This window comes from Nitrospirillum guaranorum (assembly GCF_034653275.1).
Lineage (GTDB): Bacteria > Pseudomonadota > Alphaproteobacteria > Azospirillales > Azospirillaceae > Nitrospirillum.
Genome location: NZ_JAYEES010000001.1, coordinates 1,116,271 through 1,141,540, shown reverse-complemented (window position 1 = coordinate 1,141,540; position 25,270 = coordinate 1,116,271). Strand labels below are relative to the sequence as shown.

Genomic DNA, 25,270 nt, shown 5'->3' with positions numbered 1-25,270 from the left:
CTGCGGCACTGTGGGTTGGGGCCTTCGTCATGGCGACGCGATTGCTCTACCACGACCCGCATCCGCCAGCGCCGTCCGCACCTCCGCCACCACGCGGTCCCAGTCCCCCGGCGCCGTCTGGTTGAACAGGCGCAGGGTGGGGTACCACGGGCTGTCGTTCCGGTCCCGGAACCATCGCCAGCAGCTGTCATGACGGTTCATCACCCAGACCGGCTTGCCCAGCCCGCCGGCCAGGTGGACGACGGAGGTGTCGACGCTGATCACCAGGTCCAGGTTGGCGACCAGGGCGGCGGTGTCGGCGAAGTCCGCGACCTCGGCCATAGGGTCCGACATGGGGAAGCCGGGCGGTGGCGCGCCATCCTTCTGCAGGCTGTAAAGGCGCACGCCCGGCACCTGGGCCAGGGGCAGCAGCGTTTCCGACGCCACGGAGCGGCGGCGATCCACGGCCGCCAGTTCCGGTCGGTCGCGCCGGGGATTGCCGGCCCAGGCCAGGCCGACGCGCAAGCCGGGGCCATCATCGGCCAGGCGGTCCCGCCACCTGGCCGCGTCCGCTGGGTCGGCTGCCAGATAGGGCACCGCCGCCGGTATGGTCTCCACCGTGGTGCCGAAGGCCAGCGGCAGGCTCATCATGGGGCATTGCAGGTCGAAGGGTGGCAGGGGTTCCCCCTCCACCAGGATGTGCGCCACGCCGGGCAGGGGGCGCAGCAGGCGGGCCAGCTGCGGCTGCACCGCCAGGGTGATGGTCAGGCCCCGCTCCGCCACCAGGGGCAGGTAACGGCTGAACTGCAGGGTGTCGCCCAGGCCCTGTTCCGCATGGATCAGGATGGTCTTGCCCGCCGCCGGCTCCCCCCGCCATTGCGGCTGGGGAAACTGGCGGGCGTAGGGCGTCATCTGCCGGGTGCGCCAGCGCCATTCATATTCCCGCCAGCCTTCCGCGTACTGGCCGGCCGCCAGCAGCGACATGCCCAGGTTGTTGTGGCAGGCGCCATAGTCGGGCTTCAGCGCGATGGCGCGACGGAAGCAGGCGATGGCCCGGTCCAACTCACCTTTCGCCTGAAAGACGGCGCCCAAGTTGTTGTGCGCTTCCGGATATTCCGGATTCAGGGCAAGGGCCGCCTGAATGCTGGCCTGCGCCCGGTCCATCTGGCCTTCGGCATGCAGCGCCATGCCCATGTTGTTGTGCGGCTCGGCATAGTCGGGCTGGGCGTCGATGGCGCGGTCGAAGGCGCGGGCCGCCTCCGCCCCTTTGCCCTGCGCCAGAAAAGCGAGCCCTAAGTTGTTGTAGGTCTTTGGATTATCGGGCAGCAGCGCGATGGCGCGGGAGAAGCAGGATTCAGCCTCGGCATAGCGGCCGTGGACATAGAGGATGAGGCCCATGTTGTTGTGAGCGTCGGCGAAATCAGGATTCAGCGCCAGCGCCCGCTGATAACACAGCAGCGCCTCCGGCGCGTGCCCCAGGGTTTGCAGGGTGGTGCCCAGGCTGCCGTGCGGCACGGGATCGTCGGGGCGCAGGGCCGCCGCCCGGCGCAGGTGCGGCAGGGCGTCGTCATGGCGGTCCAGGTCCTGCAAGGCGAGGCCCAGGTTGAAGCAGGCCTCGGCATGGCCGGGCGACCGGTCCACCGCCTGCTCCAGCCAGGGCAGGGCCTCCTCCAGCCGGCCGGTCAGGCGCAGCACGAGGCCCAGGTTGTAGAAGGCGTTGACATAGGCGGGCTTGACCGCCAGCGCCTGGCGGAAGCCGGCCTCGGCCTCCACCCAGCGGCTTTGCAGGCGATGGACGACACCCCGGTTGTTGAGCGCCTCCGCATAGGCGGGGCGCAGGTCCAGCGCCCGGTCCAGCGCCGCCAGGGCCTCATCCAACTTTCCCTGTGCCTTCAGGGCGTTGCCCAGGTTGTTGTATCCTTCGGCAAAGTCCGGCTTCAGCGCCACGGCGCGCTGGAAGCAATCGGCGGCGGTAGCGATATCGCCCTGCGCCTCCCGCACCGTGCCCAGGTTGTTCAGCGCCTCGGGAAACGCCGGCCTCAGGGCCAGGGCCTGGGTGATCAGCGCCACCGCCTCATCCATGCGCTTCTGCTGGAAGGCGACGACGCCCAGCAGGTGCAGGCTTTCCGGGTGCCGGGGCATCAGCGACAGCGCCTTGCGGTACAGCACCGCCGCAGCCTCCAGCCGGCCAGCCTTGTGCTGTACCACCGCGGCGGCGAAGGCCTTCTGCGCCGGCGGCAGGGGCGGTTTGGGAACGGTGGCGGGGCGGGCGGTCATGGGCGGTTCCCAGAGGTGAAGGTGGCGGCCAAGGCGGCGCGTACCGATTGAACGACGTCCCCCCAGTCACCCAGGCGCGTTTGCCGGAACTGACGCAGGGTCGTGGGGTACCAGGGGCTGTCGTCCCGGCCGCGCAGCCAGCGCCAGCAGCTATCGAACCGGTTCAGCAGCCAGACGCTGACGCCCATGCCCGCCGCCAGATGGGCCACGGCGGTATCGACGCTGATCACCAGATCAAGGTTGGCGACCAGGGCGGCGGTGTCGGCGAAGTCCACCACGCTGTCGATCAGGCCGCCCAGACGGGCCGGCACGTCCACCTCCGTCGCGCCCTTTTGCAGGCTGATGAAACGCACGCTGTCTTCATCCAGCAGGGGCGTGAGGGCGGCCAGGCCCATGGACCGGCGGCGGTCGGCCACCGCCACGTCGGGCGTGCCGGCGCGGGCCGCCCCCGCCCAGACCAATCCCACCCGGGGCCGGTCGTCGCCCGGCGCCGCCAGCACCAGGCGCCGTCGCCAAGCCTCCACCTCCGGCGGGTCGGCCGCCAGATAGGGCGCGGCCGCCGGGATGGTTTCCACCGTGGTACAGAAGGCCAGCGGCAGGCTCATCATCGGGCAATGCAGGTCGAACGGCGGCAGGGCCTGGCCGTGGGCCACCACCTGCTCAACCCCCGGCAGCCGGCGCATCAGACGGACCAGGGGCGGGGGCACTTCCACCACCACGCGCAGGCCCCGGTCCGCCACCAGGGGGATGTAACGGCAGAACTGCAGGCTGTCGCCGTAGCCTTGCTCCCCATGGATCAGCACGATGCGGCCGGGCGCCTCCTCACCGCGCCATTGCGGACAGGTGAAGGGGCGGCGGGCGCCGGCCAGCTGGGGATCCTGCCAGCGCCACTCGAGCTCCCGCCAGCCTTCCTCGTACCGGCCGGCGGCCAACAGGGTCATGCCCAGGTTCTTGTGGGCGGCGGCATAGTCGGGGCGCAGCGCCACGGCCCGGCGGTACTGGGCGATGGCTTGATCCAGCCGGCCCTGCATCTGCAGCACCACGCCGCCGTTGTTCAGCGCCTCCGGATAGTCCGGGCGCAGGGCCAGCGCCCAGTCGAAGAAGGCCACCGCGTCGTCCAGCCGGTTCTCCACCTGCAACAGGTGGCCCATGTTGTTGTGGGCCTGGGGATCGTCCGGATCGCTGGCCAAAGCGTCCTCGAAACAACTCATGGCCTGGGCCAGGTCGCCGGCGTCGTGGTGGATGATGCCCAAAGCGTTGTGCAGCCGGGCGTCGAAGGGGTTCAGCGCCAGGGCCTGGCGGTACTGCGCCACCGCCTCGTCCCGCCGGCCGTGGGCCTGTAGCAGGACGCCCAGGTGGAAGCGCGCGTCGATGGCGGTGGGGCTGTCCGCCACCACGCCCTCCAGGCGCAGGATCGCGCGCCGGATGGCCTCGGCATCGGGCATGCCGTCCGTGGGCACGGTCGTCGTGCCGGATGCCCATCGCATGATGCCGATTGCCCCCTATACCGGGCACCCGCCCACGGGGCGCCTGGATCATTGAACGGGGTGCGGCCCGTCAACTGTCGGGGACTATTGGCCTGCGACGTCATGTCCTGGAATGAAAGGGGCGGCGCCCTTCGGCACCGCCCCCCTCATACACGTCCCGGCCGACCGCTTCACCGGGCCTTGGGCTTGCTGGCCGGGGCCGCCGGCTGGGGTTCTGCTGCCGGGGCCGCCTGGGGCTGGGCGCCCTGCGGCGTCGGATGGGGCAGCTTGGTCAGGGGCGTCTTCAGCACGGCGTCGGAGCCTACGACCGCCACCGTGGCGGTGCGGCCGGGGATCAGGCGCAGGTCGGCCGGCGGGTTGTCCAGCACCACGCGCACCGGGATGCGTTGGGCCAGGCGCACCCAGCTGAAGGTGGGGTTCACGTTGGCCAGCAGGTTGCTGCCGTCCGTGCGTTCGCGGTCCTCGATGGCGGCGGCCACGCTCTCCACATGGCCGGTGAAGGCCCTCGGGTCACCCATCAGGCGCACGGTCACCGGGTCGCCCACATGGATGCGACCCAGCTTGGTCTCCTCGAAATAGCCCTGTACGTGCAGGCTGTCGCTGTCCACCAGGGCCGTCACGGCCTTGCCGGCGGTGACGTAGTCGCCGGGGCGCAGATCGAAGTTGGTGATGTAGCCGTTCACGGTGGCCATCACCTCCGTCCGGTCCAGGTTCAGCTTGGCGACGTTGCGGTCGGCCACGGCCTGAAGGTAGATGGCCTCGGCCTGCTTGGCGGCGGCCACCGTCTGCTCCTGCTTCTCGCGTGACACGGCGGAGGCACTCAGCGACTGGTAGCGATTCCGCTCCAGCACCAACTCGTCGAAATTGGCCTTCTTGGCGGCCACGGCGGCGTCGGCCTGTTGCAGCGCCAGGGTGAAGCGGGCGCGGTCGATGCGGAACAGCACCTGGCCCTTGGTCACGGTCTGGTTGTCATGCACCAGCACCTCATCCACCAGGCCGGAGACGTCGGGCGTCACGCCCACGATGTCGGCGCGCACCCGGCCGTCGCGGGTCCACGGCTCCTCCATGTAGTAGATCCAGAAACGCCAGCCCACCAGGGCGGCGATGGCGACCACGACCAGGGTGACGGCCAGGCGGGTCAGGGCGGTGATGAGGCTGCGCATAGCGGCGACGTCCAGCAAGTCGAGGAAGATCAGGGAACGGAGGTGTAATGGGTGAAGACGGCGGCGACGCCGCCCAGGACGATGACGTAGACGGCCAAATCGAACAGCGGCCGGTGCCAGACCAGGCGATAGGCGCCCACCCGGCGCAGCACCCAGCGCACGGCCATGGAGATGAGGAAGGCGACCACGCCCCAGACCAGCAGGGGGGAGACGAAGACGCCGTGGATGTCCATTTCGCCGATCATGCGGCCAGGCTTTCTTCCGGGGTGGGAGGGGCGGGAACGGCGGGCGGGGGCGGTGGCAGGTCGGGCACGCCGTTCGACAGGGCCCGGCGGATGCCGGCCAGGGCCAGCAGCGCCTGGCGCGGCTTGCGGTCGGGCAAGGGCATCAGCGCCGCCATGGCGGTGTCGATGCCGGCCAGCAGCTCCGGCGCGGGCGGGCGCGGGGCGCCGGCGCGGCAGACCGCCCGGTAGTGATCGGCCAACAGGGACAGCGCCCCGTCCACCGCCACCCGGGCAGGGGCGGGCAGGGCGCGTTCCACGCCGCGCAGCTCCAGCACGTTCATGCCCGTGCGGATGTCGGCCAGGGCGTCGGTGGCGGCGATCTCCGACCCCGGGGGCAGGGCGGCCAGACGCGGCACAAGCAGGCCCATGCGGTCCAGCAGCCTGCCGGCGAACACGGGGCGCAGGCCGCCGTCGGGTGCGGGCGTGCGGATATCGGCCACGGCCCGGATGTCGTGCCAGCAGGCGCGCAGGATGCGCCGGGCGCCCCATTCCGCGCCCACCGCGCGCACCAGCGCCGTCACCAGCCCCGCGAACCCCATGCCCAGCACCAGCGACATGGCGCTGTTGAGGTAGGAGGCGAAGTCGGCGCTGTAGGTGTTGGTCAGGCCGGCCAGGGTGGGCAGCGTGGCGCCCACGGCCAGCGCCCGGCCGGCCAGACGGGGATTGGCGATGACGCGGCCCAGCAGCAGGAACATGGGGCCCAGGGCGAAGGCCAGCATCACGAAGCCGTCGATGTGCGGCATGATGGCGAAGATGTAGATGCCGGCCAGCACCGCGGCCACGGCGTTGTACAGCGCGAAGTCCAGGATGGCCGGCACCGGGTTGTCCTGCGCCGCGAAGAAGCAGCAGGCCACCGCCGCCATCTCCAACGCCGTGGCGCCGTCCGCCCATTCCGTACCGATCCAGAAGGCGCTGCCCAGCAGGATGGTGATGGCGGCCCCGGCCCCGGACCACAGGGCCATGCCCAGGTCCCGGTGCATCACCACCTCCGCCCCCGCCCGTCCACCCCGGCGGCGGCGCACCTTGGGGCCCTGGCCGCCGCTGATTATGTAGAGGCGCAGGTCGCGGCAATCCTGCAGCGCGTCCATCAGGTCCTTCAGCCGCGTCAGCAGGTTCAGGGTCAGCACGTCGCGCCAATCGGCCGGCGCCGCGCGCAGCGCCGCGATGCGGGCGCGCAGATCCGCGGTGCGGTCCGCCGGCGCCTCCACGTCCGCCACCCAGTCACCGACATCGGCCAGCAACGCCTCCAGCGTCGCCGGCAGTGGGCGGCCGTCGGCTTTCAAGGCCCGGACGCGATCACCCAGGCCGGACAGGATGGGCAGCAACATGACCAGGCGCTGACGCAGCTGGCGGACCTCCTGGCTCATGCCGTGCAGACGGCTGGTGTCGTAATCCAGGTGGGTGGCCATCATCTGCAACTCGACCGCGTCGGCGGCCAGGCGGCGCCGGTCGGAGCGCGTGGCCGCCGTTTCCTCCGCCCCGGCCAGGGCGTCGCGCGCCCAGCGGGTGACGTCGGCCGCGAAGGCGTCGATGCGATCGCTGACCACCGGCCCGATGCCGCGCGGAAAGATGACGCTGCCGATGACGGTGGCGCACAGGATGCCGACGGTGATCTCCTCTACCCGGGCCAGGGCCGCGTCGAAGACGGTGCCGGGATCGGTGACGGTGGGAAAGCCGATCAGGGCGGTGCTGTAGGCCGCCAGCATGAAGACGTAGCTGCGCGGCGTGCGGTCCAGCAAGGCCAGGGTCAGGCAGGCCATGGTCCACAGCGCCATGGCCACGCACAGCAGCGGTGGGGCGTCCACCAGGTTGGGGATGATGGCCACCGTGGCCACGGCGCCGATGACGGTGCCCAGCACGCGGAACACGCCTTTCGACCGCATGGCCCCGGCCAGCGGCTGTGACACGATGAAGACCGTGCCCGCCGCCCAGTAGGGACGCGGCAGGTCGAGGCTGAACCCGATATATAGGGCCGCCAGGGCGGCGGCGGCCGTCTTGGCGGCGAACATCCAGTCGCCGGCGCCCTTGGAGAAGCCTTTCAGCCAAGCGGCGGCGGTCACGGCGCGTCCCCCTCATCGCCGGCGGCGTCCTTGGTCCCCAAGGGCCGCCCCAGGGCGCGTTCGACGGCCGCGAAGACGGTCAGCGCGGTCTCCAGCTGCTCCAGCGTCACCTCGGCCAGCAGCCGCTGGCGCATGCCGTCCAGCGCGTCGTCCAGGCGGAGGGCCAGCGCGCGGCCCTCCGCCGTCAGGTGCAGGGTCTTCACCCGCCGGTCGCGCGGGTCGTTGCGGCGTTCCAACAGGCCGTCCCTTTCCAGCATGTCCACAAGCCGCACCAGCGACGGGCCTTCCACGCCCACGTGATCGGCCAGCTGGCCTTGGCGGATACCGTCGCCCAGCCGGGCCAGCACCACCAGCGGCAGGGCCGTCGCCTCGGACTGGTCATAGGCCTTCAATGCCGCGTCCGCCTCCCGCCGCCAGCACCGCGCGAGATAGCAGAGCGTCAGGCCGAAGGCGCGATGCCGGGGGGTAATGGGAAGGGGGGCGGTTTGTTCCATGTCCAGAATGTTAGTATCCTAACAATTAGTGTTCAAATGTTCAGGGATAGGGATCAGATCTGCGCCGACGTGATGGCGCCGCCGGGAACGGAACTGGTGTCGGGTGGGAGGACCGCATGAGGCTGTAGTCACGGCCAAGGTGCTGCAACAAAGGGCGAAACAAGCGACCACGCCGCCACCGGCCGAGCACAGGGTGAACTCGCCATTAACAGCGGCATGGCGTCAACATACCACTTATGATTGCCCAGGGGCCAGGCGCCTACCGTGTCTCCTTGACCAGGCTATCCATCCGAACTATTTGCAGCGCTCGCGCCATAGCCTGATGCATCGCTTAACCGCCGGGCCCCGCGCGTCCATAGTTTCCGTGGGGTAGGGGGGATCGAGGCCATGGCGCGTGCGCCATTGTTGCCCTATTGGGGTTGGTGGATGGCCGGGCGGGCCGTGCTGGCGGGCGCCCTGCTGGGTTGTGTCCTGCTGGCACCGGGCCATGCCGCCGAGGCGGAGGCCGGCGGAGCCGTGGACCTGACGCCCGGCGCGCGCGAACGGGTACGCTTCGGCGGTTCCACCACCGTCTTTCCCTATGCCCTGCTGGCGGCCGAACATTACGCCGCGCGCACCGGCCGGCCGCTGCCCATCGGGGAGAGCACCGGCACCACCGCCGGCGCCCGCCTGTTCTGCGCCGGCAGCGGCCCGCTGACGCCCGACATCGCCATGACCTCCCGCCCTTTGAACCCGGCGGAGAAAGAGGCCTGCCTGGCCCACGGCGTGCGGGATGTCGTCACCATCCCCATCGGCATGGACGCCCTGGCGGTGGGGGAGAAGGCGGGCATGCCGCCCCTGGCCCTGACCCGCGCCCAGATCTGGCGGGCCCTGGCCGCCCGGGTGCCGGTGGAGGGCCATTTCGTGCCCAACCCCTATCGTTTCTGGCGGGACGTGGATCCCAGCCTGCCCGACCTGCCCATCAAGGTCATCGGCCCGGCCAACACCTCGGGCAAGTACGACGCGCTTGAAACCGTGATCCTGGAGGGCGGCTGCCGCGGCGTGGCGGAGGTGGACGCCATCGCCGACAAGGCGCAGCGGCGGCGGATGTGCGTGACCCTGCGCGAGGACGGCGCCTATGTGCCCCACACCCTGCTGGCCATTCCCTATGTGGAGCGGCTGATGCAGGAACCGGGCCCCGCCATCGTGCTGATGAGCCTGCAGGAACTGGACGACGCCCGCGTGACCCCGGTGAGGGTCGAGGGGGTGGTGCCCGACCGCGACGCCGTCATCAACGGGCGCTACCCCGTGGGCAGGGCGCTGTACCTGCACATCAAGCGGCCCGGCGCCGTGCCCGGCGTGATCGACTTCGCCCAGGAATTCCTGCGGGACGACGCCAGCGGCCCCAACGGCTACCTGTCCGCCGCCGGACTGGTGCCGCTGGACGCCCAGGCGCGCGCCACCATGCGGGCGCTGTTGGACGCGCCGCCGGCGCCCACCCCCGCGGAGGGCACGCCATGACCGGCGGTTTTAACCTGCGTGGCATCCGCGAACGCCTGCTCGCCTGCCTGGGCGCCCTGGTGCTGGGCCTGCTGTTCGTCACGGTCACGGGCTGGCTGTCCATGAACTTCGTGACGGAGCGGTACAATGCCGCCATCCGCGCGCACGTGGAGCCCCTGCGCGACCTGAAGCTGCTGTCCGACCGCTACGGCTTGGGCATGGTGGAGATCCTGCAAAAGACGCGGCTGAACCGTGCCCGCCAGGATGACGCCGCCCGCACCATCGAACAGGCGCTGACGGATAGCGAGGCGCTGTGGCGCCGCATCGTGGCGCCGCTGTCGGCCGGCAATGAGCTGGCGGTGGTGCACGACATCGAACCCTATCGCCTGGCCGCCACCCAGCTGGGACGGGACGCCGTCGCCATTCTGCATGAGGGTGACGACGCGGCGCTGGGCGAGATGCTGGACCTGCGGCTCTATCCCGTCATGGAGCCGCTGATCGGCCAGCTGAACGCGCTGTCGCAGATCGAGATCGACGCCATCGAGCGCGAACGGGGGGACCTGCGCGGCCTGCTGCGCCGCATGCGCCTGGCCTATCTGGTCATTGTCCTGGGCGGCCTGGGCGTGGCGGCGCTGGCCACGGCGATGGTGCTGCGGCGGGTGGTGGCCCCCATCGGCCGCATTTCCGAGGTGATGTTGCGCCTGGCCGATGGCCAACTGGACGCGCCCTTGCCGACCATGGCCGGAGACGATGAGGTGGCGCGCCTGGCCCGCGCCACCGGCGTCTTCCGCGACACCGCCCGTGAACAGGCGGCGCAGGCGGATGAACTGCGCATCGCCCGCGACCAGGCGGAGGACGCCACCCGCGCCAAGTCCGCCTTCCTGGCGATGATGAGCCATGAGATCCGCACACCCATGAACGGCGTCATGGCCATGGCGGAAATGCTGGACCAGACGGCACTGACCGATGACCAGCGCGGCATGTTGGGCGTGGTCCGTTCCTCCGGCACCTCGCTGCTGTCCATCATCAACGACATCCTGGACTTCTCCAAGATCGAGGCCGGCAAGCTGGACCTGGAGATCCTGGACTTCCCCCTGGCCGAGACGGTGGAGGAGGCGGCGGAGCTGGTGGTGGCCCGTGCCGAAGAGAAGGGCTTGGACCTGGTGGTCCAGATCGACCCGGCCCTGCCGGCCACCCTGCGCGGCGACCCCACCCGCTTGCGCCAGGTGCTGATCAACCTGGCGGGCAACGCCGTGAAGTTCACGGAACGAGGGGAGGTCACCCTGTCTGCCCGCCTGCTGCCGGCCGAGGGTGGGCGGGACGCCCGTTTGCGTCTGGCCGTGACCGACACCGGCATCGGCCTGACTGTGGAACAGCAGGCCCGCCTGTTCCAACCCTTCCAGCAGGCCGACACCTCAACCTCCCGCCGCTATGGCGGCACCGGCCTGGGCCTCAGCATCTGCCGCCGCCTGGTCGATCTGATGGGAGGCGACATCGGCATCCACTCGGCCGTGGGTGAGGGCTCCACCTTCTGGCTGGAACTGCCGCTGGGCCGGGCCGAGGCGCCGGACCGCCTGACCCCCGAACAGCCGGAGATCGACATCGCCGACGCCCATGTCCTGGCCGTGGGGTTCCAAGGAACCGGCGCCGAGGCCCTGCGCCAGGCGCTGACGGCGGCCGGGGTGGCGGACCTGGCGCAGGTGGACTTCGACGCCGATCTCATCCCTTTGGCGGTCGCGGCCGACGTGGTGCTGCTGAACGCCCAGGCATCCGGCGACCATGCCCTGGCCGCCGCCCGGCACCTGGCGGGGACTGGCCGCCCCCTGGTGCTGGCGGCGCCACGCATCCTGGCCTCCACCCTGGCCGAGGCCGACCGCATCGGCCTGTTCGCCACAGTCACGCGTCCCCTGCGCCGTCGCCGCCTGTGGCGCGTCGTCGCCGCCGCCCTGGGCTTGACCACCCTGGAAAGGGCACAGCCGACACGGGTGGATAACAGCAGCGGCTGGGCCCCACCGCCCCATGACGAGGCGCGGGCGGCCGGTGCCCTGGTGCTGGTGGCGGAAGACAACGTCATCAACCAGACCGTCATCCGTCGCATGCTGAACCAGCGCGGCTTCGCCCTGGACTTGGCCAAGGATGGGCGCGAGGCGTTGGAGATGTGGCGCCGGGATCGGTACGGCCTGTTGTTGACGGACTTCCACATGCCGGAGATGGACGGCTTCGCCCTGACCGCCCACATCCGGGCGGCTGAGCGGGAACAAGGAACGGACCAGCGCCTGCCCATCGTGGCGCTGACCGCCGACGCCCTGCCGGGGACGGAGCAGAATTGCCTGGACCATGGCATGGATGGCTACCTGTCCAAGCCCATCGACACCCGGGCGTTGGACGGCGTGCTGGACCGCTTCCTGCCCCAGGCCCGGCGCCTACGCCGGCCGGCCACGGCGGCGGCGGCCCCGGCCATCCCGGTGCTTCCCGATGTCGATCCGGCGCTGTTCGACTTCGACCGCCTGCTGGAGCCCTTCGGCGGCCGCACGCGCGCCCTGACAGACGGTGGGGCGGAGGCCAAGGCCTTCCTCACGGCCTTCCTGGGCAGCGTGCCCGCCCTGATGGCCGCGGCCGATACCGCCTTGGCCGCCGGGGACATGGAGGCCGCCCGCCACGCCGCCCATATATTGAAGGGCGCGGCGCGCAGCGTGGGGGCCGTGCGCCTGGGCCAGGTGGCCGCCGACCTGCAGGACGTGGTGGAGGCCGGCGACCCCGACACCGGCGCCCTGCTGGCCAGCCTGCTGCCCCCAACCTATGAGGAACTGTTGGCGGCCCTGGGCCCCTGGAGTCCCGGCCCCGTCTCCGATAAAGACGCCGCCCCTGACCACGGCCATGCCCCCGCGCCCGCCGTCGCGCCGGAGATCCGCTGATGCGCCCCTTGGATTATAGCCGCCTGCATGTCCTGGTCATCGAGGATGAGGACTACACCCGCCAGCTCATCGTCCGCATGCTGCGGGAAATCGGCGTGCGCACCATTGGCGAGCGGGACAACGGCCGCGACGGCCTGATGGAACTGGTGCGCACCCGGCCCGACATCGTATTGTGCGACATCCACATGACACCGATGAACGGCATCCACTTCCTGCAGGGCGTGCGCAACATCAAGGTGAAGGGCGTGGACCGCACCCCCGTCATCTTCCTGACCGCCGACAGCAGCACCGAGGTGGTGCGTGTGGCCGGCGCGCTGGGCGTTTCCGGCTACCTGGTGAAGCCGGTCAGCCTGGGCAAGCTGAAGGAACGGCTGGAGATCGTGATCAGGGACGATACCGAGCTGTGCGCCCGGATGATGGGGCTGTTCTAAAATTAAATAGCAGGAAAAGAACATGGTCGATAAGACTAAAATAACAAAACTTGCTGATGATACAGTGTTTTCAATAGGTTGGCAGAGGGTATTGTTTGCATCCAATATTTTAATATATTCGTTCTTGACATACTTTATGGTGTTTAGCGATTTCTCGAAATATGCAAAACCGGCGATGGGAACGTGGGCTGCGTGGCAATCTTTAATTCAGGTTTCCATATCGACATTCATTGCGTACATAGCATTCTCATTTTTTGAGGATTCTGAGATCATTAAAATCAGAAGTGCGCATGAAGAAATAATGGAAAAGAAATCGGATCTTGAAAAGAGTGGCAATAAAATAAGTATACACAGACTAAATTTCTTCTATGAGATGGAAAGCGCTATAAGCGACTATAGAACACAACGATTACTTGATATATTATCTCCTTCTTATATGCTTATAATAAGTATTATCATAATGATAAAATCTTCAATTGATTATGATAGAAATATATCAATTAATCATGTCATTATTATAGTTGCATTTTTATTAATTTCCGTTTCTTCTCCGATATCCACTAGGTATTCCAAATACACATATCGGAAAAGGATGAGTGATATAGTAAAAAAATACGACAGTGAGACGAATTAAGGCATCAGTATTATTTTAATCTGTTTTGACGAAACTCCAGGAAGAACCTGAATACGCCGCTTGCTCCAACCGGTCCGCATTCAAAAAGCCGTGCGCCCGGGCGGCCACGCCGACGTGGGCCGCGGCGGCCCGGCGCAATCGGTGGCTGGGTGCCGTGCGGGCCACCACAGCCAACCCATCCAGGCCCCGCACCACCAGGTCCAGGAACGTGTCGTGTCGAGCCAGCTGGGCCAGCTGCCAGTAAAACTGCGTCGTGCGCTCAAGGCGGGTCATCAGCCTCTCCACAGGGAAAGGACTCCTCAGGCGGTCAGCGCTTGGGGAAGGGGAACATCGGCTGAACAGCCGCTGCCCTGACGGTGCCTGAGCGGCAACCGCCCGTCAACTCATAAGTTGCCCTATCAGCAACAATCGCATCGAAGACGGGTGGCGGTCAGAGGCGCCGGCCCACCCAGACGACACGGCCGATGATGTCGATGTCGGCCGCCGCACGCTCATAGACACGGTGATGCGGGTTGTCCGACCGGATTTCAACCATGGGCGGATGGCTGCCCATGATCAGCTCCAGCCGCTTGATCACCACGCCCTGCCCATCCCACAGGGCGAAGATGCCGGGGGGCGAGGGCGACTGGTCCGCCAGGTTGACCATGACCCGGTCGCCAGGCAGCAGGGTGGGTTCCATCCCGTCGCCCCGCACCTCCACGATGCGCACGGCGGCGGGCCGCACCTGCAATTCGGCGGAAAGGTAGCTGGCGGGGAAGCGCCAGGGGGCGATGGTCTCATCCTCGCGGAAGCTGTGCGGCTTGCCGTCGTGGCTGGCCAGGAAGCCGCCGCGCCGGTCACCATAGATGTCGACCTCCGCTACCTCGACGGACGCGTCCTCCTGTCCCCACTCGGACGACACCGATGCCGGCCCCGCCGGCTCCAGCAATTCCGCCACGCCGCAGCCCAGGCTGGCGGCGATCGCCATCATGCGTTGCTGCGACAGGCGGGTGCGGCCGGATTCCAGCTTTGAGATCACCGTTTTGTCGGTGCCGATCAGGGCGCCCAGCTGTTCCTGGGTCATCCTTTTGGCTTCACGAAGTTCACGGATACGGTTGGGTGGACGGTCAATCATGGCAATGAAGTTGCCACAGTGGCTACCAATCGTCAGTCGCCATACGGGCAACGCGTTGACAGAAAGTTGCCGATTCGGCACCATCCCCCGATGACGCTCGCCGACTATCTCCAGGCGCACGGCCTCACCGCCGCCGAATTCGCCCGTCGCATCGGACGCAGCCGCTCCACCGTCGCCCGGTGGTGCACCGGCCAGCGTCACCCGGATGCCGCCGCCATGCGGGCCATCATGGACGAGACCGAGGGGGCGGTGATGCCGAACGACTTCTTCGGCACCGCTACTTAGGGTGCGGCTCAGCCAAACCGCGCCCGCACCCCATCAGCCTTGGCCAGCGGCCGGCCCATGAGGCGGCTGCCTTGGGCGGCGGCGGCCACGAGGGCGGCGTTGTCGGGGGCGAGGGTGCCGTCGGGCAGATGGAGGTTGTTCTCGAAGCCCACACGGATGTGGCCCCCCAGGCCGGTGGCGGTCAGCACACAGGCGTTCTCCCGCCGGCCAAAGGCGCAGACCGCCCAGGGCACGTCGCCGGTGTTGTCGTTGGGCGCGTCCGCGACAGGCTCCAGGAAGGGCAGAAGGTCGCGCGGGTCGCTGACCTGGCCGGCGGTGTAGCGGCCCAGGACGTACAGCAGGAAGTGCGGCACCTCCGGCACCACGCCGCGCCGGCGCAGATCGTGCCAGCGCAGCAGGTCGTCCCGGGAATAGAGGATGGTCTGCACCATGATCCGCTCCCGCGCCAGCCAGGCGAAGAAGTCGGCGGCATCCTTCTCGTGCGCGGCGTCCGGAGCCAGCTCACGGATGGCGAGCGACACCGCCTCAGGCCTTAACGCGCGGATGACGGCCATCTGGTGAGGTGGGTGGTAGATGCCGGCGGCTTCCGTCGTGACCTGGATGACCAGGCGGTCGCCCACGGCTTGGCGCACGGCCGCCGTGGCGGCGGCATAGGCATCGGCGTCCAGCAGGTGGCGGCCCTGGGCGTCGCGCACGTGCATGTGGATCATGGCCGCACCCGCCTCCAGGCAGGCGGCGGCGTCTTGGGCGATGTCCGCTGGGTCCAGGGGAATGGCCGGATGGTCGGTCTTCAGCCGGCGGGCGCCGTTGGGCGCCACGGTCAGGATCACGGGATCGGCGTTCATTCGGTGCCCCAATTCATTCCGCGCCGCCAATATTCAGGCGTTTCATCTTGTCGTACAGCGTCTTGCGCGGCACGCCCAGCGTTTCCGCGGCGCGCGTCACCTGGCCGCCGCTGGCGCGCAGGGCCTCGGTGATCAAGTGGCGTTCCACCCCGTCCAGGATGTCGGCCAAAGGGGCGTTCGCGCTTGTTCCACCCTCGACGGCCGCCGCCTCATCCTCCGCCAATCCCAGCACATGGCGATCGGCGGCGTTGCGCAGCTCGCGCACATTGCCGGGCCAGTCCTTCAGCATCAGGGCGCGCAACAGGGCCGGCGTGGGCTCGGCATAAGGCCGGCGGAAGCGGGCCGCCGCCTGCAAGGCGAAGTGCTGGAATAGCAGGGGGATGTCCTCCCGCCGCTCGCGCAAGGGGGGCAGGGTGAGCGTGACGACGCTCAGCCGGTAATAGAGGTCGGCGCGGAACCGGCCGGCGTTGGCCAGGTCCAGCAGGTTTTCCTTGGTGGCGGCCACCACGCGCAGGTCCACCGCCACCCGGTCGTTGCCACCCAGCCGTTCCAGCGCCCGGTCCTGCAGCACCCGCAGCAGCTTGACCTGCAGGGCCAGCGGCATGCTCTCGATCTCATCCAGGAACAGGGTGCCGCGATGGGCGTATTCGATCTTGCCCACCCGGCGCTTGGCGGCGCCGGTGAAGGCGCCGGCCTCATGCCCGAACATCTCGCTTTCGAACATACTGTCCGGGATGGCGCCGCAGTTCACAGCGACGAAGGGGTGGGCCGCGCGGGGGCCGCCCTCGTGCAGGGCGCGGGCCACCTGTTCCTTGCCCGTGCCCGTCTCGCCCAGCACCAGAACGTCCACGTCGGTGCCGGCCAAGTCGGCCACCAGGCGGCGGGTGCGCACCAGGGCGGGGCTTTGCCCCAACAGATGGTTCTCCACCGCCGCGTTCTGGTCCAGGGCCTGGCGCAGGCGCCGGTTCTCCCGCACCAGCGCGCGTTTTTCCAGGGCGCGGCGGATCACCTCCACGAAATGGTCGGTGACGAAAGGCTTCTCGATGAAGTCATAGGCGCCGTCCTGCATGGCGCGCACAGCCATGGAGACGTCGCCCTGGCCGGTGACCAGCACCACCGGCAGCTCCGGATCCAGCGCCCGCACCCGCGACAGCAGGTCCAGCCCGCTCATCCCCGGCAGGCGCACGTCCGTCACCAGGATGCCCGGCGTGTCCGCCGACAGGTGGGCCAGCGCCGCCTCGGCCGTCGGGTAAGTGGCCACGGCAAGGCCCGCCAGCTCCAGCGTCTGGCGCACGGTCAGGCGGATGATCTCCTCATCATCCACGAACAGGATAATGGGCGCGGTATCAGGCGGTTGGGTCATCACGCTCAACTGAGGTCAAAGGTAGGGTCAGCAGGAAGACGGCGCCGGCGTTTTCGCCGGGCCGGGCCTCCCCGTCGCGGGCCTCCAGCTGCCCGCCATATTCCTGGGTGATGGCCAGGGAGATGGCAAGGCCCAGACCCAGGCCCTGGCCGCCCGGCTTGGTGGTGACGAAGGGGTCGAACAGCCGGTCGCGCACGGCGGGATCCAGGCCCGGGCCGTTGTCCACCACCGCCACCCGCACGGCGGCGCGTTGGTCCAACCGGGCCGGCTCGGCGGTGATGGCGATGCGCGGCTCGGTCACCTCGGCCGTGGCGTCCTCCGCATTGCGGATGAGGTTGACCAGCACCTGTTGCAGCCGCACGGGATCGAAGGCCACCGTCACCTCCGGCACATCCACCGTCACCTGGACCCGCGCCTCTTTCAGGCGGCGGTCCAGCAGGGCCAGCGCCTCCTGCACCGCGCCCGGCAGGGCGACGGGCTGGGCCGGCCCCTCGCTGCGGCGGGAGAAGTTGCGCAACTGGCCGGAGATTTTGGCCATGCGGTCCACCAGGCCGGCGATATGGACCAGGTTCTGGCTGACCTCCGCCTGGCGCCCCTGGTCCAGCAGCAGGCGGGCGTTGTCGGCCAGGGCGCGCAGGGCCGTCAGCGGCTGGTTCAGCTCATGGGTCACGCCGGCGGCCACTTGGCCGATCATGGCCAGCTTGGCCGCCTGCACCAGTTCGGCCTGGGCGTCACGCAGGTCGGCGGTGCGTGCCTCCACCTGGCGTTCCAGATCCTGGTAGGCGCGGTCCAGGGCCCCTTTCGCCAGCCGCTGATCCCGCTGGCGCTTCACCCGCTGGCGCACGTACAGCCCGATGGCCAGCGCCAGCAGCAACAGCAGCGCCAGGCCGATGCGGGCGGTGGCGGCCGCCTGGGCCACGGGATGGGCGTCGGCCGCCAGCGCGATGGTCCAGCCATAACGGCTGAGCCCCCGTTCCACCAGCAGGTCCGGATGGGTTTGCAGGGAGCGGGGCAGCACCAGGGGCGGATGGTCGAGCCCAACGTACTCCCGGGTCTCGTCCAGGTATTTCACGGTGTCCGGGTCCAGCGGCCGGCGAGCCCGGAACTTCCACTCCGGATTGGACGACAGGAAGATGACGCCGAAACGGTCGGTCACCAGCACCGCGTCGTGGGAGGTGCGCCAGCCATCCTCCAGCGCGTCCAGCACGATCTTGACCGCCAACACGCCCACGCGCCGTCCGTCCCGCTCCACCGGTGCCGCGATGAAGTAGCCGGGCAGGCGGGTGACCGTGCCCACGCCATAGAAACGGCCCACGCCCTGGTCGCGCGCGTCCTTGAAATAGGGACGGTAGGAAAAGTCCACGCCCAGGTAGCTGTCCGGCCGGTTCCAGTTGCTGGACGCCACGGTCCGCCCCTCGGCGTCCATCAGGTACAGGACAGCGGATCCGGCGCTGGCGTTCACCGCCTCCAGATACCGGTTCACACGGTCGACCTCGGCCGGATCGGTGTGGCCGAAGCCGGCCGCCGCCAGCGCCGCCACCGCCGGGTCGCGCGCGGCGACGGAGGGTAGGTAGTCGAAGCGCTCGACCGCGCTGTCCAGGTTGTTGGCGTAGATCTCCAGCCGGTGGCGGGCGTCGGCGGCCACCGCCTCCACCGCCCGCCGCTCGGCATGGCTGACCGCCAGCACCCACAGCCCCACGGCCCCCGCCGCCGCCAGCAGCAGCGCCAGGGCGCCACCGGTGCCGACGGCGCGCAGGCGCGCCGCGAAGGGGAAGGGGGCGGCCAAGTGAGGGTCAGTCGGTGGTGAGGCCGGCGCGTTCCGCCGCCTCATGCCGCTGCTGCTCCTCCGACACCAGGCGGGACAGTTCGCGCTTCAGCGTGTTGAACTCGGGCGAGGCGGCATCGCGCGGCCGCGGCATGTCCACCCGGATGTCGCGCTTCACCGTGCCGGGGCGGTAGGTCAGGACGACGATGCGGTCGGCCAGGTAGATGGCTTCTTCGATCGAGTGGGTGACGAAGACGATGGTCTTGCCCAGGCGCGCCCAGATCCTCAGCAGTTCATCCTGCAGCGACCGGCGGGTCAGGGCGTCCAGCGCGCCGAAGGGCTCATCCATCAGCAGGACGGGGCTGTCCAGCGCCAGGACGCGGGCGATGGCCACGCGCTGGCGCATGCCGCCGGACAGGTCCTTGGGGAAGCGCTCGCCGAATTCCGACAGGCCCAGCATGTCCAGCAATTCGCGGACCCGGGCATCGGCCACGTCATTGGCCACACCCTTGACCTCCAGCCCGAAGCGGACGTTCTTGAACACCGTCATCCACGGGAACAGGGCGTATTCCTGGAACACCATGCCCCGGTCGGGCCCGGGGGCCACCACCGGGCGGCCGCCCACGGTGATGCTGCCCTCCGTGGGGTGGGAAAAGCCGGCGATGGCGTTCAACAGGGTGGACTTGCCGCAGCCGGACGGGCCCAGCAGGCAGACGAACTCCCCCGACGCGATGTCCAGGTTGATGTCCTTCAGCGCCACCACCTCGTTCCCCGGGACGGCGAAGCGCTTATAGACGTGGTTGATCAGGATGTCGGACATGGTTCAGTGCTCCAGCCCGCGGTGCCAGCGCAGCAGGTGGTTGTTGATGCGGGTGACGCCGCTGTCGATGGCCAGGCCCAGCAGGCCGATGGTCAGCATGCCGGCGATGATCTTGTCGGACCAGAAGTACTCCCGCGCCTCCAGGATGCGGAAGCCCAGGCCGTTGTTGACGGCGATCATCTCCGACACGATCACGACGATGAAGGCGGTGCCGATGCCGATGCGCACGCCCGACAGGATGTAGGGCGTGGCCGCCGGCAGCATGACCCGGCGGAAGATGGTCAGGGGCCCGGCGCCCAGGTTGCGCGCGGCGCGCAGATAGATGCCGTCCACCTGGCGCACCCCGGCGATGGTGTTCACCAGCACGGGAAAGAAGGCGCCCAGCGAGATCAGGAAGATGGCCGGCGGGTTGCCCAGGCCGAACCACAGGATGGACAGCGGGATGTAGGCGATGGGCGGGATGGGCCGCAGCACCTCCACCAGGGGGTTCAGCCAGCGGAAGGCCGCCCGGCTGGCGCCCATGGCCAGGCCCATCGGCAGGGCCAGGATGCCGCCCACCAGGAAGCCCATGACCACGCGGTACAGGCTGCCCATGGCGTCCATGATCAGCTCGCCGGAGAACAGCCAGGCGATATAGCCGCCGTTGGCGGGATCGTAGGGCTCGGCCGGGGCGAGATAGACCCACCAGCGCACGGCCACCGCCACTGGCGATGGCAGGATCTTCGCGTTGACCAGGCCGGAACTGGACGCCGCCTGCCAGAGGGCAAGCAGCACGAGCGGCACGACGGCCCCCTGCAGGGCCGCCAACCAAGTGTTACGCCGCATTCGGGTACTCCCCATGAAAGCGCGAAAGGAAAGGGTCGGGAAGCGGCCCGCCGTCGCCCGGGCGACGGCGGGCCCTTGGACCTTACTGGACGCCCAGGTCCTTCTTGGCGTCGGCCAGCAGGTCCAGCTTCACATAATCGGTGGCGGTCGGCACCTTGGCCATCTTGGACACGCCGTACTTGGCCATGGTCTCGGCCGTGACTTGGATCTGGGCGGGATCGATGTCATAGCTGTACTGGGCGTTGCCCATGGCGCTGTTGAAGTCGGCCTCGGTCAGCTGCTTCTTGAACAGCGTCTCGCGCACATATTTGGAGGCCACGTCCGGCTTGTCGATGAAGGTCTTGGTGGCCTTCACGAAGCAGCGCATGAACTTCTCGGCCACGGCCTTGTGCTTGTCGTGGAACTCCTCCGACATCACCAGGGTGCGTACCGGCGTGCCGATGGCGGTGTCGTAGGGTTTCATCACCTCGACGCCGAAGCCGCCGTTCACGGCCTGCGAGCCCTGCGGCTCCGTCTGCATGATGGCGTCCAGCTGCTTCAGCATCAGGGCCTGGTTCAGGTCCGGATAGTTCAGGTAGACGATCTGCACGTCCTTGCCCGGCTGGTCGGACCAGGTGAGGTTGTTCTGCGCCAACTCGGCGGCCAGCAGCACCTCCTGGATGCCGCCCCGGGTGACGCCCACCTTCTTGCCCTTCAGGTCGGCGACCTTGGACACCTTGGCCTCGGGTGCGGCCACCAGGCGGGCGCCGCCCTTGGCGAAGCCGGCGACGATGTAGATGGGGGCGCCGGCGGCACGGCCGGAGATGGCGGCCTCCGACGCGGTGGCGCCCACGTCCAGCTCACCGGCCACCATGGCCTGCATGATGTCGGGGCCCTTGGCGAAAATCCGCTCTTCCACCTTGATGCCACAGTCGGTCAGCATCTGGGTGTAGGACACGGCGCCGAAATGGGCCAGCTTCAGGTTGCCCAGGCGCACCACATCCTCGGCGGCGGCCGGCAGCGCCGTCAGCGACAGGGCGGACGCGGCAAGCAGCGTGGCCAATAGGGTCTTCTGGGCCAGGGTCTTTGGGGACAGGGTCTTCTTGGACTTCATCTAAGGTGCCTCCCGGGCTTTGGTATCCAACGGCCGCCGATCGATGCCGGCGGTTCCTGATCGTCTTGGAACTGTTACGACCTTAGCAGAAGCCGTGCCAATCGCCGGCAGTACCGGTTTTCCTGGCGAAACACCAAGGTTTCGGCGGCTTGACTGCCTAAGGGGGCATGGCGGGGCGAAGGGGCACCGCCGGCATTCCGGCGGATTTCCCGGCAGGACCGGGGCTGACTTGTAACCTTTTCCGCCGTTGAGGATGACGCGGGGCCCGCCGATAGTCTATGGGCGAACCATGCCCCGGTGTCGTCCGGGGCCAATAACGGCAAAGGGAAGGGGGCGCCCATGTCCGGCGATAGTGTGCTGCGCGCGACGCTGTTCGGCCTGGTCCTGCAATTGATCATGGTGGCCGCTGGCCATTTCAGCCCGGCCGTGGCCCAATTCTTCGCCGTCGGGGGCATGCTCATCTCGCTGCTGGCCGGCCTGGTCCATGGCCGGACGCGGCTGACCTGGGGCTCGGCCGCCGGCGGCGGGGCCGTGGCGGGCGGGGCCTGCGCCCTGCTGGGCATCTTCGTTTCCTGGCTCTTGGGCGACGTGCCGGCGATGATCCTGGCCCTGGGCACCGCCCTGTCGGCGCTGACCGGCGCCATTGGCGGCCTGATGGGCTGGCGCCTGCCCCGGGTCCTGGCATAGGGCGCGGCGGGGCTTGTGCGATCAAGCGCCGTAGGCGACGGGGACGAATTGCGCTATGACGGCCCCCAAGCGGCCGCAAGGCCGATGGGGTTCCTGCCTTTCGGAGAGCTTGGATGAACCGTTCCCTATACGCCCTTGGGTACGCCATGGGCGCGCCGTTGGCGTTGGCCCTGGCCGTCACCGTTTCGCCTGTTGCCATGGCCGCGGACGCCGCGCACGGCCTCACGCCGATGGAACTGGCGACGATGGACCGCGCCAGCGACGCGCGCGTCTCGCCCGACGGCCGCCTGCTGGCCTTCGACGTCCGCACCGTCGACTATGCCAACAACAAGGCCGCCCACTCCCTCTGGGTGAAAGAGGTCGATGGCAAGGGCGACGGCCATCGCCTGGCCATTTCCGATGGCGGCGCCAGCACGCCGCGCTGGTCGGCCGATGGCAAGAGCCTCTATTTCATGTCCGGCCGCTCCGGCAGCCAGCAGGTGTGGAAGACGGATGCGGCTGGCACCCAGGCCACCCAGGTGACCGCGCTGCCGCTGGACGTGGGCAGCTTCAACCTGGCGCCGGACGGCACGCACATCGTCGTGTCCATGGCCGTGTTCCCGGGCACCGAGACGGGCGACAAGCCGGCCAAGCGGGCGGACATCGCCAAGTCCACCGGCGTCGTCTTCGACAAGGTCTTCGTCCGTCATTGGGATGAATGGGCCGACGGCACCCGCAACCACCTGTTCGCCCTGGCGCTGAACGGCGAGGGTGTGGCCACCGGCGCACCCGTGCCGCTGATGAAGGGCTTCGACGGCGACGCGCCGGGCAAGCCCTTCGGCGACGACGGCGAGATCACCATCAGCCCGGACGGCAAGACGGTGGTCTTCACCGCCCGCCTGGCCGGCCGGACGGAGCCGTGGAGCACCAACCTGGACCTGTGGCAGGTCCCCATGGACGGCAGCGCCGCCCCCATCAACCTGACGGCCAGCAACGCCGCCATGGACACCGGCCCGGTGTTCAGCCCGGACGGGTCCAAGCTGGCCTGGCGCGCCATGAAGCGGCCGACCTTCGAGGCCGACCGCTTCGGCATCATGGTCCGCGACCTGAAGAGCGGTGAGACGCGCGAAATCGACCCCACCTGGGACCGTTCCGCCGACACGCTGGCCTGGACGGCCGATGGCCGCTCCCTGCTGACCACCGCCTATGACGTGGGCCAGTCCAAGCTGTTCTCCGTCGACGTGAAGTCGGGTGCCGTGAAGGCGCTGACGGGTGAGGGCCATGTGACGGCCATCGACCTGGTGAAGGGCGGCGACAAGGGCGTGGTCTACATGGCCGACAGCCTGTCCGGTCCGTCGCAGGCCTACAAGGTGTCGCTGAAGGGCGGCAAGGCGGAGCAGCTGACCCATGTGGGCGCCGGGACGCTGGCCACCGTCGCGCTGGGCACTTATGAACAGTTCAGCTTCCCCGGCTGGAACAACGAGACGGTCCATGGCTATGTCGTGAAACCGGCCAACTACCAGGAAGGCCACAAGTACCCGGTGGCCTTCATCATCCACGGCGGCCCCCAGGGCTCCTTCGCCAACGCCTGGAGCTTCCGTTGGAACCCGCAGGCCTACACCGGTGCGGGCTATGCCGTGGTCATGATCGACTTCCACGGCTCCACCGGCTACGGCCAGGCCTTCACCGATGCCATCAGCCAGCATTGGGGCGACCGCCCGCTGGAGGACCTGCAGAAGGGTTGGGCTGCGGCGCTGGCCAAGTACCCCTTCCTCAACGGCGACCGGGCCTGCGCGCTGGGCGCCAGCTACGGCGGCTTCATGATCAACTGGATCGCCGGCAACTGGAACGGCCCGTGGAAGTGCCTGGTCAACCATGACGGCGTCTTCGACAACCGCATGATGGGCTATTCCACCGAGGAACTGTGGTTCAGCGAGTGGGAGAACGGCGGCAAGGTCTGGGAGAACCCGGCCGGGTACGAACGCTTCAACCCCGCCAACCACGTCGATCAATGGGTGAAGCCGCAGCTGATCATCCACGGCGGCCGCGACTTCCGCATTCCTTTCGAGCAGGGCCTGGGCGCCTTCACCGCCCTGCAGCGCAAGGGCGTGCCCAGCAAGCTGGTCTACTTCGCCGACGAGAACCACTGGGTGCTGAAGCCCCAGAACTCCGTCCAGTGGCACCAGGAGGTCCTGGGCTGGCTGAACACCTGGACGGCCGAGGCCAAGTAAGGCCGGGCCTCTGGCTGAGCTGACGAGGGCAGGGGCCGTCCGCAGGGGCGGCCCTTTTTTTGATGGCGGTTCCCTTGAAGACGGCGCCATTAATACAACCATTGCTGCCGCCTGGATCAACCGCCCATCGTGAAAACGCTATGGATCAGATGCTGCCACCGTCCACCGGGGCCAAGCTAGCCGCCTCAGCGGAGAACTTCCTCATCACGTACGCGGGCGCGCGATATGCCAGCCCTCCCGTTTCCGATCAGGCCTTCGACTGTTCCTACTTCGTGTGGCTTGTCATCAGGACCGTTAATCCGCACTTCGAACGCGAAGCGTCCGGCGCCATCGCTGCGGACCGCCTTCGCTTCCAGCCGGTGCTGGGCGCACCGGAAGCTGGCGACATCGTTTATTTCCCACCGGGCCCAGTGCCCTATGAGGTCAAGAAAGGCCATAAGCGGAATTACCCGGGACACGTTGCCATAATGGTGTCCGCTTCCGAGTTTATCGGTATGCAAAGCAGCGGCGTCGGGAGGGTTCATGTGCCCGACACTTGGTGGTGGCCCCGGACAAAGGAATTCTACCGCTACATAGGACCTATGCAATGAAGCTCGCGCTCACGATCGCTTTTCTTGTCGGCATTTCAGCATCGGTCGGCCACGCGGCCGTGGATGTAGACACCATTCCGATGGGAAATCCTCAAGGCGCCCCCGAAATGTTCGGGACCTGGACAGTCACGAAAGTCCTGTGCAAGGACTGCGCTGCCCGCCGGCCGGAGGAAGTGGGCACCAAACTCATCTTGGCCCCGACGTCGTTCACGGACCCCTTCTCAATCACCTGTACCAACGCCTCTTATCCCAACCGGGCCATACCCGGTGACCAGGTCATGAAACTCTTTGGCACCAACTTACCCAAGAGCGCCAAGAACCTTATTCCTCAGAAGGGCCCGGTTACCGATGCGCGGCTTGCCTGTGACAAGGGGCCTGTTGGTCGAGTTTTGTTTTTGGGCGGTGATAAGGCCATTTATCTCTATGAGGGCGAAGACTATTTCATGGAGCGCGCCAAGACACTGTGATTC

General features: G+C 68.3%; 23 protein-coding genes. 9 read left to right on the top strand and 14 right to left on the bottom strand.

All coding sequences use genetic code 11. The features are described 5' to 3' along the window. Positions 1-27: 27 nt before the first annotated feature. The 6 genes from UAJ10_RS04605 to UAJ10_RS04580 form a co-directional block, all read right to left on the bottom strand. Positions 28-2,256 (bottom strand): tetratricopeptide repeat protein, encoded by a 2,229-nt coding sequence (locus UAJ10_RS04605; protein ID WP_322914184.1) that lies wholly within the window; start codon positions 2,254-2,256, stop codon positions 28-30. Further along, positions 2,253-3,743, bottom strand: a complete 1,491-nt coding sequence (locus tag UAJ10_RS04600) for a tetratricopeptide repeat-containing glycosyltransferase family protein (RefSeq protein ID WP_322914183.1) — start codon at positions 3,741-3,743, stop codon at positions 2,253-2,255. Before UAJ10_RS04600 ends, UAJ10_RS04605 begins: the two co-directional genes overlap by 4 nt. Positions 3,744-3,913: 170 nt before the next feature. Continuing rightward, positions 3,914-4,906: an HlyD family secretion protein gene (locus UAJ10_RS04595; protein WP_322914182.1), complete on the bottom strand. Its 993-nt coding sequence runs from the start codon at positions 4,904-4,906 to the stop codon at positions 3,914-3,916. Positions 4,907-4,935: 29 nt separating this feature from the next. Continuing rightward, positions 4,936-5,151 (bottom strand): DUF1656 domain-containing protein, encoded by a 216-nt coding sequence (locus tag UAJ10_RS04590; RefSeq protein ID WP_322914181.1) that lies wholly within the window; start codon positions 5,149-5,151, stop codon positions 4,936-4,938. Then, entirely contained in the window at positions 5,148-7,250 is a 2,103-nt protein-coding gene (locus tag UAJ10_RS04585; RefSeq protein ID WP_322914180.1) for an FUSC family protein, read from the bottom strand. Before UAJ10_RS04585 ends, UAJ10_RS04590 begins: the two co-directional genes overlap by 4 nt. Further along, positions 7,247-7,744 (bottom strand): MarR family winged helix-turn-helix transcriptional regulator, encoded by a 498-nt coding sequence (locus UAJ10_RS04580; RefSeq protein ID WP_322914179.1) that lies wholly within the window; start codon positions 7,742-7,744, stop codon positions 7,247-7,249. The genes UAJ10_RS04585 and UAJ10_RS04580 overlap by 4 nt, the downstream gene beginning before the upstream one ends. Positions 7,745-8,131: 387 nt before the next feature. Between UAJ10_RS04580 and UAJ10_RS04575 the strand changes: the two genes are divergently transcribed. Genes UAJ10_RS04575 through UAJ10_RS04560 form a run of 4 tightly spaced genes read left to right on the top strand, consistent with a single transcriptional unit; the run spans position 8,132 to position 13,203 of the window. Then, complete coding sequence (locus tag UAJ10_RS04575; RefSeq protein WP_322914178.1) at positions 8,132-9,244, top strand: PstS family phosphate ABC transporter substrate-binding protein; 1,113 nt, start codon at positions 8,132-8,134, stop codon at positions 9,242-9,244. After that, positions 9,241-12,138 (top strand): ATP-binding protein, encoded by a 2,898-nt coding sequence (locus tag UAJ10_RS04570; protein WP_322914177.1) that lies wholly within the window; start codon positions 9,241-9,243, stop codon positions 12,136-12,138. The genes UAJ10_RS04575 and UAJ10_RS04570 overlap by 4 nt, the downstream gene beginning before the upstream one ends. Continuing rightward, positions 12,138-12,569, top strand: a complete 432-nt coding sequence (locus UAJ10_RS04565) for a response regulator (protein WP_322914176.1) — start codon at positions 12,138-12,140, stop codon at positions 12,567-12,569. Before UAJ10_RS04570 ends, UAJ10_RS04565 begins: the two co-directional genes overlap by 1 nt. Positions 12,570-12,591: 22 nt before the next feature. Next, positions 12,592-13,203, top strand: a complete 612-nt coding sequence (locus UAJ10_RS04560; protein WP_322914175.1) for a hypothetical protein — start codon at positions 12,592-12,594, stop codon at positions 13,201-13,203. Positions 13,204-13,218: 15 nt separating this feature from the next. On the opposite strand, the gene UAJ10_RS04555 is transcribed toward UAJ10_RS04560, so the two are convergent. Both UAJ10_RS04555 and UAJ10_RS04550 read right to left on the bottom strand, forming a co-directional pair. Then, a complete protein-coding gene (locus UAJ10_RS04555; protein ID WP_322914174.1) occupies positions 13,219-13,476 on the bottom strand; it encodes a hypothetical protein in 258 nt (85 codons plus the stop codon). A gap of 157 nt (positions 13,477-13,633) precedes the next feature. Continuing rightward, positions 13,634-14,317 (bottom strand): XRE family transcriptional regulator, encoded by a 684-nt coding sequence (locus UAJ10_RS04550; protein ID WP_322914173.1) that lies wholly within the window; start codon positions 14,315-14,317, stop codon positions 13,634-13,636. Between the two features lie 90 nt (positions 14,318-14,407). On the opposite strand from UAJ10_RS04550, the gene UAJ10_RS04545 reads away from it, so the two are divergent. Further along, on the top strand, positions 14,408-14,602 hold the full coding sequence (locus tag UAJ10_RS04545; protein WP_322914172.1) for a helix-turn-helix domain-containing protein: 195 nt from the start codon (positions 14,408-14,410) through the stop codon (positions 14,600-14,602). Between the two features lie 8 nt (positions 14,603-14,610). Here the strand turns inward: UAJ10_RS04545 and UAJ10_RS04540 are convergent, their stop codons facing one another. The 6 genes from UAJ10_RS04540 to UAJ10_RS04515 form a co-directional block, all read right to left on the bottom strand. Beyond that, entirely contained in the window at positions 14,611-15,447 is an 837-nt protein-coding gene (locus tag UAJ10_RS04540; protein ID WP_322914171.1) for a beta-keto acid cleavage family enzyme, read from the bottom strand. A gap of 13 nt (positions 15,448-15,460) precedes the next feature. Beyond that, positions 15,461-16,810 carry a sigma-54-dependent transcriptional regulator gene (locus UAJ10_RS04535; protein ID WP_322914170.1) on the bottom strand — a complete coding sequence of 450 codons (1,350 nt, stop codon included), beginning with the start codon at positions 16,808-16,810 and terminating at the stop codon, positions 15,461-15,463. Beyond that, positions 16,794-18,596, bottom strand: a complete 1,803-nt coding sequence (locus UAJ10_RS04530) for a sensor histidine kinase (protein WP_322914169.1) — start codon at positions 18,594-18,596, stop codon at positions 16,794-16,796. The genes UAJ10_RS04535 and UAJ10_RS04530 overlap by 17 nt, the downstream gene beginning before the upstream one ends. 7 nt (positions 18,597-18,603) lie before the next feature. Beyond that, positions 18,604-19,395, bottom strand: a complete 792-nt coding sequence (locus UAJ10_RS04525; RefSeq protein WP_322914168.1) for an ABC transporter ATP-binding protein — start codon at positions 19,393-19,395, stop codon at positions 18,604-18,606. Positions 19,396-19,398: 3 nt separating this feature from the next. Continuing rightward, positions 19,399-20,220 carry an ABC transporter permease gene (locus UAJ10_RS04520; protein ID WP_322914167.1) on the bottom strand — a complete coding sequence of 274 codons (822 nt, stop codon included), beginning with the start codon at positions 20,218-20,220 and terminating at the stop codon, positions 19,399-19,401. 82 nt (positions 20,221-20,302) lie between these two features. Beyond that, positions 20,303-21,313, bottom strand: coding sequence for an ABC transporter substrate-binding protein (locus UAJ10_RS04515; RefSeq protein WP_322914166.1), 1,011 nt, complete (start codon positions 21,311-21,313; stop codon positions 20,303-20,305). 339 nt (positions 21,314-21,652) lie between these two features. Between UAJ10_RS04515 and UAJ10_RS04510 the strand changes: the two genes are divergently transcribed. The 4 genes from UAJ10_RS04510 to UAJ10_RS04495 all read left to right on the top strand — a co-directional run bounded on the left by UAJ10_RS04510 (position 21,653) and on the right by UAJ10_RS04495 (position 25,267). Further along, positions 21,653-22,000: a hypothetical protein gene (locus UAJ10_RS04510; RefSeq protein WP_322914165.1), complete on the top strand. Its 348-nt coding sequence runs from the start codon at positions 21,653-21,655 to the stop codon at positions 21,998-22,000. A 113-nt stretch (positions 22,001-22,113) separates the two neighbouring features. After that, complete coding sequence (locus UAJ10_RS04505) at positions 22,114-24,210, top strand: S9 family peptidase (protein ID WP_322914164.1); 2,097 nt, start codon at positions 22,114-22,116, stop codon at positions 24,208-24,210. A gap of 140 nt (positions 24,211-24,350) precedes the next feature. Continuing rightward, positions 24,351-24,800: an NlpC/P60 family protein gene (locus tag UAJ10_RS04500; protein ID WP_322914163.1), complete on the top strand. Its 450-nt coding sequence runs from the start codon at positions 24,351-24,353 to the stop codon at positions 24,798-24,800. Next, on the top strand, positions 24,797-25,267 hold the full coding sequence (locus UAJ10_RS04495; protein WP_322914162.1) for a hypothetical protein: 471 nt from the start codon (positions 24,797-24,799) through the stop codon (positions 25,265-25,267). The genes UAJ10_RS04500 and UAJ10_RS04495 overlap by 4 nt, the downstream gene beginning before the upstream one ends. Positions 25,268-25,270: the final 3 nt, after the last annotated feature.

What these genes read in the sequence shown, in the direction of transcription:
- UAJ10_RS04575 (WP_322914178.1), top strand. Translation starts at nt 8,132, where the DNA reads ATGGCGCGTGCGCCATTGTTGCCCTATTGGGGTTGGTGGATGGCCGGG.
- UAJ10_RS04550 (WP_322914173.1), bottom strand. Translation starts at nt 14,317, where the DNA reads ATGATTGACCGTCCACCCAACCGTATCCGTGAACTTCGTGAAGCCAAA.
- UAJ10_RS04605 (WP_322914184.1), bottom strand. Translation starts at nt 2,256, where the DNA reads ATGACCGCCCGCCCCGCCACCGTTCCCAAACCGCCCCTGCCGCCGGCG.
- UAJ10_RS04580 (WP_322914179.1), bottom strand. Translation starts at nt 7,744, where the DNA reads ATGGAACAAACCGCCCCCCTTCCCATTACCCCCCGGCATCGCGCCTTC.
- UAJ10_RS04555 (WP_322914174.1), bottom strand. Translation starts at nt 13,476, where the DNA reads ATGACCCGCCTTGAGCGCACGACGCAGTTTTACTGGCAGCTGGCCCAG.
- UAJ10_RS04545 (WP_322914172.1), top strand. Translation starts at nt 14,408, where the DNA reads ATGACGCTCGCCGACTATCTCCAGGCGCACGGCCTCACCGCCGCCGAA.
- UAJ10_RS04515 (WP_322914166.1), bottom strand. Translation starts at nt 21,313, where the DNA reads ATGAAGTCCAAGAAGACCCTGTCCCCAAAGACCCTGGCCCAGAAGACC.
- UAJ10_RS04535 (WP_322914170.1), bottom strand. Translation starts at nt 16,810, where the DNA reads ATGACCCAACCGCCTGATACCGCGCCCATTATCCTGTTCGTGGATGAT.
- UAJ10_RS04510 (WP_322914165.1), top strand. Translation starts at nt 21,653, where the DNA reads ATGTCCGGCGATAGTGTGCTGCGCGCGACGCTGTTCGGCCTGGTCCTG.
- UAJ10_RS04560 (WP_322914175.1), top strand. Translation starts at nt 12,592, where the DNA reads ATGGTCGATAAGACTAAAATAACAAAACTTGCTGATGATACAGTGTTT.
- UAJ10_RS04600 (WP_322914183.1), bottom strand. Translation starts at nt 3,743, where the DNA reads ATGCGATGGGCATCCGGCACGACGACCGTGCCCACGGACGGCATGCCC.
- UAJ10_RS04570 (WP_322914177.1), top strand. Translation starts at nt 9,241, where the DNA reads ATGACCGGCGGTTTTAACCTGCGTGGCATCCGCGAACGCCTGCTCGCC.
- UAJ10_RS04495 (WP_322914162.1), top strand. Translation starts at nt 24,797, where the DNA reads ATGAAGCTCGCGCTCACGATCGCTTTTCTTGTCGGCATTTCAGCATCG.
- UAJ10_RS04500 (WP_322914163.1), top strand. Translation starts at nt 24,351, where the DNA reads ATGGATCAGATGCTGCCACCGTCCACCGGGGCCAAGCTAGCCGCCTCA.
- UAJ10_RS04540 (WP_322914171.1), bottom strand. Translation starts at nt 15,447, where the DNA reads ATGAACGCCGATCCCGTGATCCTGACCGTGGCGCCCAACGGCGCCCGC.
- UAJ10_RS04525 (WP_322914168.1), bottom strand. Translation starts at nt 19,395, where the DNA reads ATGTCCGACATCCTGATCAACCACGTCTATAAGCGCTTCGCCGTCCCG.
- UAJ10_RS04505 (WP_322914164.1), top strand. Translation starts at nt 22,114, where the DNA reads ATGAACCGTTCCCTATACGCCCTTGGGTACGCCATGGGCGCGCCGTTG.
- UAJ10_RS04565 (WP_322914176.1), top strand. Translation starts at nt 12,138, where the DNA reads ATGCGCCCCTTGGATTATAGCCGCCTGCATGTCCTGGTCATCGAGGAT.
- UAJ10_RS04590 (WP_322914181.1), bottom strand. Translation starts at nt 5,151, where the DNA reads ATGATCGGCGAAATGGACATCCACGGCGTCTTCGTCTCCCCCCTGCTG.
- UAJ10_RS04520 (WP_322914167.1), bottom strand. Translation starts at nt 20,220, where the DNA reads ATGCGGCGTAACACTTGGTTGGCGGCCCTGCAGGGGGCCGTCGTGCCG.
- UAJ10_RS04595 (WP_322914182.1), bottom strand. Translation starts at nt 4,906, where the DNA reads ATGCGCAGCCTCATCACCGCCCTGACCCGCCTGGCCGTCACCCTGGTC.